Genomic DNA, 9,230 nt, shown 5'->3' on the forward strand with positions numbered 1-9,230 from the left:
CACCGTCTGGGCATCCAGGCGTTCGAGCCGAAGCTGATCGAGGGCAAGGCCATCCAGCTGCACCCGCTGGTCTGCGCCGCGTTCAACGCCGACTTCGACGGCGACCAGATGGCCGTGCACGTCCCGCTGAGCCTGGAAGCTCAGCTGGAAGCGCGCGTCCTGATGATGTCGACCAACAACATCCTGTCGCCCGCCAACGGTCGCCCGATCATCGTGCCGTCGCAGGACATCGTCCTGGGCCTTTACTACCTGTCGGTCGCTCGCGAGGGTGAGCCGGGTGAAGGCAAGATCTTCGCCGACCTCGGCGAAATCGAAGCCGCGCTGGACGCCGGTGTCGTGTCGCTGCACGCCAAGATCAAGTCGCGCTTCACCGAAGTGGACGCCGATGGCGTGGCGCGTCGCCGCGTGATCGACACCACGCCGGGCCGCATGAAGATCGCCGCCCTGCTGCCGCGTCACCCGCAGATTGGCCACCGCCTGATCGAAAAGGCGCTGACCAAGAAGGAAATCGGCAATCTGATCGACATCGTCTACCGCCACTGCGGTCAGAAGGCGACGGTGATCTTCGCCGACCAGGTGATGGGCCTGGGCTTCAAGGAAGCCGCCAAGGCCGGCATCTCGTTCGGCAAGGACGACATCATCATCCCGAAGCGGAAGGAGGCGATCGTCGCCGAAACCCGCGCTCTGGCCGAAGAGTACGAGCAACAGTACGCCGACGGCCTGATCACCAAGGGCGAGAAGTACAACAAGGTCGTTGACGCCTGGGCCAAGGCCACCGACCGCGTCGCCGACGAGATGATGGCCGAGCTTCAGATGAAGCATAAGGACGAGAACGGCCGCGAGAAGGAAATCAACGCCATCTACATGATGGCCCACTCCGGCGCCCGTGGCTCGCAAGCCCAGATGAAGCAGCTGGGCGGCATGCGCGGCCTGATGGCCAAGCCGTCCGGTGAGATCATCGAGACCCCGATCGTCTCGAACTTCAAGGAAGGCCTGACCGTTCAGGAGTACTTCAACTCCACCCACGGCGCCCGTAAGGGTCTGGCCGACACCGCGCTGAAGACGGCCAACTCGGGTTACCTGACCCGCCGTCTGGTCGACGTCGCGCAGGACTGCATTATCGTCGAGGAAGACTGCGGCACGACCAAGGGCATCACCCTGCGCGCCGTCGTCGAAGGCGGCGACGTGCTGGTCTCGCTGGGCACCCGCGTCCTGGGTCGCTTCACCGCCGAGGACGTCAAGGATCCGGCGACCGGCGAGCTGGTCGTTCCGGCCGACACCTATATCGACGAGAACATCGCCGACGCCATCGAGGCGGCCGTGGTGCAGTCGGTGAAGGTCCGCTCGGTCCTGACCTGCGAAGCCAAGGTCGGCGTCTGCGGCGCCTGCTACGGCCGCGATCTGGCCCGCGGCACCCCGGTGAACATCGGCGAAGCGGTCGGCGTCATCGCCGCCCAGTCGATCGGTGAGCCCGGCACGCAGCTGACGATGCGGACGTTCCACATCGGCGGCACCGCCCAGGTGGCCGAGCAGTCGTTCTTCGAAGCCAGCAACGACGGTACGGTCCGCGTGATCGGTCCGACGGTGACGGCCGCCGACGGCGCGCTGGTCATCATGAGCCGCAACACCACCGTCAGCGTTCTGGTCGACGGCAAGGAGCGCGAAACCTACAAGCCGCCGTACGGCGCCCGCCTGCGGGTCAAGGACGGCGACACGGTCAAGCGCGGCCAGCGCCTCGGCGATTGGGACCCCTACACCACCCCGATCATCACCGAAGTGGCCGGCAAGATCCGCGCCGAAGACCTGGTCGACGGCCTGTCGATCCGCGAGGAAGTCGACGAAGCCACGGGTATCGCCCAGCGCGTCGTCGCCGACTGGCGCGTGTCGGCCCGCGGTTCGGACCTGCGTCCGGCCATGGGCGTGCTGTCGGAAGACGGCTCGTACAAGCGTCTCAGCAACGGCGGTGAGGCTCGCTACCTCCTGTCGGCCGGCGCCATTCTCTCCGTCGCCGACGGCGACGAAGTGAAGCCGGGTGAAGTGATCGCGCGTATCCCGACCGAAGGCGCCAAGACCCGGGACATCACCGGTGGTCTGCCGCGCGTCGCCGAACTCTTCGAAGCCCGCCGCCCGAAGGACTGCGCGGTCATCGCGGAAATGGACGGCCGTGTCGAATTCGGCAAGGATTACAAGAACAAGCGCCGGATCAAGATCACGCCGGACGTCGACGCCGACGGCAACCAGCCCGAACCCGTCGAGTTCCTGATCCCGAAGGGCAAGCACATCGCCGTCCACGACGGGGACTACATCACCAAGGGCGAGTACATCATCGACGGCAACCCGGATCCGCACGACATCCTGCGCATCCTGGGCGTCGAAGCCCTGGCGAACTTCCTCGTCGACGAGATCCAGGAGGTCTATCGTCTGCAAGGCGTGCCGATCAACGACAAGCACATCGAGACGATCGTTCGTCAGATGCTGCAGAAGGTCGAGATCATCGAGCCGGGCGACACGGGCCTCATCAAGGGTGACCACCTCGACAAGCCCGAGTTCGACAAGGAAAACGACAAGGCGATCGCCCGTGGCGGCCGTCCTGCCGTGACCCAGCCGGTGCTGCTCGGCATCACCAAGGCCTCGCTGCAGACCAAGAGCTTCATCTCGGCCGCCTCGTTCCAGGAAACGACGCGCGTCCTGACCGAAGCCTCGGTGCACGGCAAGACCGACACCTTGGAAGGCCTGAAGGAAAACGTGATCGTGGGTCGCCTGATCCCGGCGGGCACGGGCTCCTACCTGCGCAGCCTGCAACGCGTCGCCGCCAAGCGCGACGAGCAGCTGGCCCAGCAGCGCGAAGAAGCGATGGAGCCGCTGCCGGCCGAGATCGCGCTTTCGGACGCCGAATAGGCGTCCGAAACACTCCAAGACTCGGGCGCTCGAAAAGCGCCCGGGGCGGACGCCGAGAAATCGGCAGGCTTGAGTACCTACGGAAAGGCCCGGGAGCGATTCCGGGCCTTTTTCGTTTTCAAATCCACCGACCTCCCCGGCGAATGCCGGGGCCCAGATTCATCCGGAGCCGGTGGGGATGATGCGAAATCGCATGGCGCTAGCAGGGGAGTCGCGCGTGGGTTCGATCTGGATCCCGGCGTTCGCCGGGAAGGTCGGATTTCTGGATGGATGAAGACTCCGGCGTAACCGCCTGCGCGACGCGCGCATGGCGCCGAAAAGGCCCGGGATCACTCCCGGGCCTTCCGCGTCGGGGGATGCCGCGGGCGACCTAGGCGCGCGGACGGACGTAGATCGTCTTGGTCGAGGATCCGCGCAGCAGCAGGCCCAGAACCAGGCCGACGCCGGCGGCGACGCCCAGCGCGCGGGCGGGCTTGAGACGGGCCCAGGTCTCCAGGTCGCCATAGCGGCGCTGGATCTGGTCGCCGGCCTGGGCGGTCAGGTTCTTGACCCGGGCGCGGGTCTCGCCCACGGCTTCGGCGGCGACCTCCTTGAGGCTGTCATAGGCCTCGTGCGCGGCGCCGCTGACGGCCTTGAGCTTGGGCTCGACCTTGGCGCGGGCGCGGTCGGCCTTGTTCGGGAAATCCTGGGCGGCGCCGTTGCTGTCGGCGGCGGTCAGGCTGTCGGCATAGTCGGTCATGATGGGCCTCGGGGCAGGGGAAGGGGAGGAGCCCGGCCGGCGCCGGGGACGCTTTCACAACCCGGCTCGTCGAAGACCGTTCCGCGTTCTGTGGGCCCCTGAGGCTCGTTCGACCGCTACCGGGGCAAAATCGTCACGATCACCCGCCGGTAGCGCGTCAGGGGCGGGGAGCCCTTGTCGGTCACGGCCACCACGAAGTGGGCGGTCTCCGGCCTGGTCACCGGCGGCGCGGTGAAATGGACGCGGTAGATGTTGTCGGAGCCGCCCGGCGGGATCGGCGTCTTGAGGCTGCCGGCTTCCGGATAGTTCGCCCACAGATACGACAGGCTGTCGCCGTCCGGGTCCCGGCTGCCCCGGGCGCTGAGCGTGAAGGTCTCGCCGGCGCGGACGGTCAGGCGGTCCGGATGGTCCAGGGCCACGATCGGCGGGTGGTTGGCCTTCTCGCGCGGCAGGGTGCTCCAGCCGATGCGAGCGGCGAAGTCGTTCTGGAAGGCGTCGCGCCAGCGCCAGATCGTCGCGCGATAGTCCTGGAAGGTTCGGGCCGAGGGCCGCACCGCCCGGCCATTGGCGCTGGCCGCGTGCGGCGTGAACGCGTCGACCGCATTGGTCCAGATCGGCCGCGTCTCGGGCTCGATCGGCACGCCGCCGGTGAAGCCCTTGGGGTCCATGGCCTCCATCGCGGGGATGTAGCGCTCGTAGCGCCCGCCCCAGCCGCCCCAGTCGGGATGCTCGGGGTCGGACAGGCCCGTCGGGATCAGGTTCAGGAAGGCGGGCGTGTCGCCCTCCATGCCATAGGCGACGTCCGGATAGAGCGCGCCGAGCGGACCGCGCCCTTGCTGGATGTTGGTCGCCAGCCAGGCGTTGGAGACGGTGGTGTTGTCCAGCCCCTCGACCGCCTGGTTCATGCCGCCCCAGGTCGCCGCGCCGTAGCCGCCGGGGCTGACGATGTAGAACAGAGACGGATAGGTGCGCCGGATCCACGCCCCGGCGTCGTCCTGGTCCGAGATCGTGTAGACGCGCAGCTTGGCGACCAGGCGCTCGACCTCGGCGGGGGAGCGGGTGGCGGACAGGGTCTTCAGCGCCTGGGCCAGGGTGTTGGCCCCGCCCCAGACCGACACCCACAGCGGGCGCGGGTCGGGACGGTCGAGGGCGGCGATGATGGCGCGCGAGCCCTCGGTGTCCTTGCCGGGCCCGGTGGCGGCCAGGCCATAGCCCGGCTGGCCCGCGCGGATGACGGCGTCCAGGGCCTGGGCGGTCGGATAGCCCCCGGCGTGCAGCAGCAGGTTGGGCCGCACCTGCCCGTAAGCCGCGACCAGGCGCCGGATCGACTCCGGATGGATCTCCTGGCGCATGTGGGTCGAGGTGGTGGCGACCAGGGCCTCCAGGTCGATCTCGTTGGCGTAGAGCAGCAGGCGCACGAACGACTGGGTGTCGTCAGGCTCGTTCTCGATATCGCTGAGCACGACAAGCCGGGCCTTGGCAGGCCCCTCGGCCGCCAGGGCGGCGGTCGGCGCGCCCAGCATCAGGGCCGCCACGATGGCGAGGCTCTTCCAGGACCGCATTTCCATCCCTCAGGGTGTTATCGGTAACAGCCTAGGGGGCGGCGTCGGGCATGGCTAGGTTCGGTCGCCCGACGAAGGCTTCACGTCGTCCGTAAACGCGTCGCGCTTGGCGTCATATCCATCGAGATCGTCGTAGAGCGCCTTGGTCGCCTTCTCCGAGACGGGGTCGTTGGCGCGGTTGCGGGTCCTGTACTGTATGACGCCGTAGATCAGCGCCACCAGCAGCAGGAGCGCGCCCACGCCCCAAAGCACTTCGCCCTGGAAGTCCATCGGCGGCCCCTACTTGGCTTTGTCGGCGACGTGCTCGGGCTTGCCCTTGCGCTGGGTGTGGGCGAACTCCTCGAGCGCCTTCTCGCTCATCGACAGCATCGACTTCGACGCCCCCTTGAGCTTGCTCTTGGGCGTCTCTCCGCGCTTGGCGGACAGGGCCGCGCCGGCGGCCTTCTGCTGGGCGGCGGACTTGGCGGGCATGGGATCCTCCTCGGGTTGGATGTCCGAAACCCCAACGCGCCGCCCGCCGGAGCGTTCTCCAGGCCAGCCTTTGAGCGTCGCGACGCCTCCGCTAGGCCTCGCCGCCGATCCGCCCCAGCCCCTCGACGAGGGCGTCGAAGACGGCGCGGTGCCGGGCGCCGCCGCGCAGGTCCTCGTGCATCACCACCCATAGCGGCAGGGCGACGCCGAACAGGTCGGGGGTGACGCGGACCAGGGCCGGATCGCGGCGGGCGATCTCGACCTGGCAGACCCCGACGCCGTAACCCGCCCGGATCGCGGCCAGCTGGGCCAGGTCGCTATCCGTGCGCAGGCGGAAGGCCTCGCGGGTCAGGCCGGGCATCCGGCTCAAAACCGCCCGCACCGCCGGCGTCTCGGTGTCCACCCCGATCAGGTCGTGGGCCAACAGGTCCTTCGCGGTGATCGGCGTCCCGCGCTCGGCCAGGTAGTCGCGATGGGCGTGGAAGCCGAGGGTGACCGCCCCGACCTTTCGCGCGACCAGCGCCTGCTGCGTCGGTTCGACCATGCGCACGGCGATGTCGGCCTGGCGCTGCAGCAGGTCGCTGACCGCATTGGACAGCACCAACTCGATCGCCAGGTCGGGATGAGCGCGGCGCAACCCCACCAGGATCGGCGGCAGATGCTCGGCGCCGACCACGTCGCTGGCGGTGATCCGGACGGTCCCGGCGACCGCCTCGCTTCCCGACGCCGCCCGCAGCAGCGCCGCCGAGGTGGCGACCAGGCTTTCGGCGTGGGGGCGCAGGGCGAGGCCTCGGTCGGTCGGCGACAGGCCCCGCTGCGAGCGGACGAACAGCTTGCCGCCGACAACCGCCTCCAGGGCGTCGATGTGGCGAGCGACGCTGGGCTGGGTCATGCCCAGGACGCGCGCGGCGGCCGACAACGAGCCCTCGCGCAGCACGATGGCGAAGGTGCGGTAGAGGTCCCAGCTCGGATCGTTGCTCATCTATTTTCGTATATCCAACCCAGAAAGTTACGCAATTTCTGAACAGGGGTTCCGCCGCCATCTTGGCCTCACGCAGATGGAGGCGAACATGAACGGCAAGACGGCTTTGGTGCTCGGGGCGACGGGCGGGATCGGCGGGGAGATGGCGCGGCGGCTGCGGGCCGACGGCTGGTGGGTGAAGGCCCTGGTGCGTAGCGTCGAGGCCGCCGGACGGCTGCCCGGGATCGACTGCGGGGTCGGCGACGCCATGGTCCGGGACGATGTGGTCGAGGCCGCGCGCGGCGCCTCGGTGATCGTCCACGCGGTCAACCCGCCCGGCTATCGCAACTGGGCGCAGCTGGTCCTGCCGATGATCGACAACACCCTGGCGGCCGCTCGCGCTCATGGCGCGCGCGTCGTGCTGCCGGGAACGGTCTATAACTACGGCCCTGACGCCTTCCCGCTGATCGCCGAGGACGCGCCGCAGACTCCCACGACGCGCAAGGGCGCGATCCGGGTCGCGCTGGAGCGCCGCCTGCAGGACGCCGCGCGGGCGGGGGAGGCCCGGGCGCTGATCGTCCGCGCTGGCGACTTCTTCGGTCCCCGCGCCGCCAACAACTGGTTCAGCCAGGGGATCGTCGCGCCGGGCGCCCGACCCAAGGCGATCCAGGACCCCAACACCGTCGGCGTCGGCCACCAATGGGCCTATCTGCCGGACGTGGCCGAGACCATGGTCCAGCTCCTCGCGCGAGACGACCTCGAAGACTTCGCGCGCTTCCACATGGCCGGCCATTGGGATCGGGACGGGACGGCGATGATCGCGGCGGTCGTCCGTGCGCTGGCCGAGCCGACCGTGCGGGTCAAGCCGCTGCCGTGGTGGGCCCTGCGCCTGGCCGCCTTCGTCGCCGAGACGCCTCGCGAACTGATGGAGATGCGCTACCTTTGGAAACAGCCCGTACGGCTGGACGGCGCTCGCCTAGCTGCGCGGCTTGGCGAGGAGCCGAATACGCCGCTGGACGTCGCGGTGCGGGAGACGCTCGAGGGGATGGGGTGTCTGTGAGCGGGCGTTCGTAAGCGCTCACGCTGACCAACGTTACGTCTACGCCCCACCGTTTCCCTTCCGGGAAAGCCCTACGGCCCCTGGCCCGCCTTCTTGCGGAGCTCCAGGTACTTGCGGGCGCGGTCCTCGACGTCCTGCTTCTTGCGGATCTGGTCGACGACGTCCTTGCGCGGGCGGCCCAGGCCGTCCTGTTCGGCGCCGAGGACGAAGGGGATTTCCTTCATCGTGCCCGGATGATCCTTGCTGCGATGGTCGACGCCGGGCGCCATCGGACCGTCGACATAGTCCTTGTAGGCGCGCTGAGCCGCGCCTTGGGCCTCGAGGGCCTGACGCTTGGCCGCGTCCATGCCGTCTAGGGGCTCGCCCTTGGCCTTGGCGGCGCCGAAGCGTTCGTCGCACTTCTCGCGCTCGCGGCGGTTCAAGCCGACCGCATCGGCGCTGACGCAGCCGGTCGGGCTGGCGCGCAGGGCGGTGCGAAGGTCGCCGGCTCCATCGCCGGGCAGGGGCGCGGGGCGGATCGCGGTTCCGGGCTTGGCGATTCCCGCCGCCGGGACCTCCAGCGTCGGCACGCCGGCGGGGGCGGGGCGCGCGGGCTGGCGCACCTGGAACGGCAGGACCGGGGCGGGCGCTGTCGCGGCTGGCGAGGCGGCCGGGCGGGGCAGGGGCTGCTCCTGGCGCTCGGGCCGGATCAGGTCCACCTGCACGGTCGGCAGGTCGTCGGCCAGGATCTCTTGCAGCAGCGGCGGGACGGGCAGGGCCAGCCAGGCCAGCAACAGGACGTGCAGCAGCAGCGAGCCGGCCAGAATCGCCGCCCTTCGCCCGTCGCGTGTCCGCATGCCGACGCCGATCGCCAAACGCCCTTCCAAACCCTGCCTGTCGTCCCCACATGGCGAGCGCGGTCGTCGAAACAAGCCGATAGCCGCCGCAACTCGCTCTGGGCGAGCCTGTACAGCCTGAAGTGGCGGAATCTTGACCGTGGCGCCAGCCTTAAGCCGGCGTTAACCGACGCAGGAACAGGCGATTGACGTAAGGCTCCTTCGCGAGTAAATACCGCGCTCTTTTTCGAGGCGGTCGTTCGCGGCCGTCCTGATGAGCCTATGTTCCTCCTGGGCCTTGGTCCTTGGGGAGCCTGACCCGCCGGTATGCATCCCGCGTCCCGGCGAGTTTCGTGTTTATCGGGTCTCCAAGCGGAGCCTTGAACCAAGAACAACAAAGACAAGGACCTGAAGCGCCTCGGCCGAAAGGCACACGCTTCCATCAGAGCAGAGACTTAATGCCTACCATTAACCAGCTCATCCGTAAGCCGCGCTCCCCGAAGCCGGTGCGGAACAAGGTGCCCGCCCTGAAGGGCTGCCCGCAGCGTCGCGGCGTTTGCACCCGCGTTTACACCACGACCCCGAAGAAGCCGAACTCGGCTCTCCGTAAGGTCGCCAAGGTCCGTCTGACCACCGGCATCGAAGCCGTGTGCTACATTCCGGGCGAAGGCCACAACCTGCAGGAGCACTCGGTGGTGCTCATCCGCGGCGGCCGCGTCAAGGA

The 9,230-nt window shown here is 68.8% G+C and carries 9 protein-coding genes; 3 read left to right on the plus strand and 6 right to left on the minus strand.

The window, feature by feature from the left end; genetic code table 11:
- A partial coding sequence (locus tag DI526_RS22175; protein ID WP_304282849.1) for a DNA-directed RNA polymerase subunit beta' occupies positions 1-2,898 on the plus strand: 2,898 nt, incomplete at its 5' end.
- 370 nt (positions 2,899-3,268) lie between these two features.
- Here DI526_RS22175 and DI526_RS22180 read toward each other — a convergent pair.
- The 5 genes from DI526_RS22180 to DI526_RS22200 all read right to left on the minus strand — a co-directional run bounded on the left by DI526_RS22180 (position 3,269) and on the right by DI526_RS22200 (position 6,652).
- The gene (locus DI526_RS22180) at positions 3,269-3,637 is read right to left on the minus strand and encodes a hypothetical protein (RefSeq protein ID WP_304282852.1); all 369 of its coding nucleotides are present in this window, start codon (positions 3,635-3,637) and stop codon (positions 3,269-3,271) included.
- 116 nt (positions 3,638-3,753) lie between these two features.
- Entirely contained in the window at positions 3,754-5,205 is a 1,452-nt protein-coding gene (locus DI526_RS22185; RefSeq protein ID WP_304282855.1) for a DUF1593 domain-containing protein, read from the minus strand.
- Positions 5,206-5,253: 48 nt separating this feature from the next.
- Positions 5,254-5,469, minus strand: coding sequence for a hypothetical protein (locus DI526_RS22190; protein WP_304282857.1), 216 nt, complete (start codon positions 5,467-5,469; stop codon positions 5,254-5,256).
- Positions 5,470-5,478: 9 nt separating this feature from the next.
- A complete protein-coding gene (locus tag DI526_RS22195) occupies positions 5,479-5,670 on the minus strand; it encodes a DUF3008 family protein (RefSeq protein ID WP_304282859.1) in 192 nt (63 codons plus the stop codon).
- Between the two features lie 91 nt (positions 5,671-5,761).
- Entirely contained in the window at positions 5,762-6,652 is an 891-nt protein-coding gene (locus tag DI526_RS22200; protein ID WP_304282861.1) for a LysR family transcriptional regulator, read from the minus strand.
- 88 nt (positions 6,653-6,740) lie between these two features.
- Between DI526_RS22200 and DI526_RS22205 the strand changes: the two genes are divergently transcribed.
- On the plus strand, positions 6,741-7,691 hold the full coding sequence (locus tag DI526_RS22205) for an NAD-dependent epimerase/dehydratase family protein (RefSeq protein WP_304282864.1): 951 nt from the start codon (positions 6,741-6,743) through the stop codon (positions 7,689-7,691).
- Positions 7,692-7,762: 71 nt separating this feature from the next.
- On the opposite strand, the gene DI526_RS22210 is transcribed toward DI526_RS22205, so the two are convergent.
- Entirely contained in the window at positions 7,763-8,527 is a 765-nt protein-coding gene (locus tag DI526_RS22210; RefSeq protein ID WP_304282867.1) for a hypothetical protein, read from the minus strand.
- A gap of 437 nt (positions 8,528-8,964) precedes the next feature.
- Between DI526_RS22210 and rpsL the strand changes: the two genes are divergently transcribed.
- The coding region (gene rpsL, locus DI526_RS22215; RefSeq protein ID WP_304282870.1) for a 30S ribosomal protein S12 at positions 8,965-9,230 on the plus strand (266 nt) is incomplete at its 3' end.

The organism is Caulobacter segnis, assembly GCF_003243465.1.
GTDB classification, from domain to species: Bacteria; Pseudomonadota; Alphaproteobacteria; order Caulobacterales; family Caulobacteraceae; genus Caulobacter; species Caulobacter segnis_A.

Excerpts from the sequence above, each read along its gene's own strand:
- DI526_RS22180 (WP_304282852.1), bottom strand. The coding sequence starts at position 3,637 with ATGACCGACTATGCCGACAGCCTGACCGCCGCCGACAGCAACGGCGCC.
- DI526_RS22185 (WP_304282855.1), bottom strand. The coding sequence starts at position 5,205 with ATGGAAATGCGGTCCTGGAAGAGCCTCGCCATCGTGGCGGCCCTGATG.
- DI526_RS22190 (WP_304282857.1), bottom strand. The coding sequence starts at position 5,469 with ATGGACTTCCAGGGCGAAGTGCTTTGGGGCGTGGGCGCGCTCCTGCTG.
- DI526_RS22195 (WP_304282859.1), bottom strand. The coding sequence starts at position 5,670 with ATGCCCGCCAAGTCCGCCGCCCAGCAGAAGGCCGCCGGCGCGGCCCTG.
- DI526_RS22200 (WP_304282861.1), bottom strand. The coding sequence starts at position 6,652 with ATGAGCAACGATCCGAGCTGGGACCTCTACCGCACCTTCGCCATCGTG.
- DI526_RS22205 (WP_304282864.1), top strand. The coding sequence starts at position 6,741 with ATGAACGGCAAGACGGCTTTGGTGCTCGGGGCGACGGGCGGGATCGGC.
- DI526_RS22210 (WP_304282867.1), bottom strand. The coding sequence starts at position 8,527 with ATGCGGACACGCGACGGGCGAAGGGCGGCGATTCTGGCCGGCTCGCTG.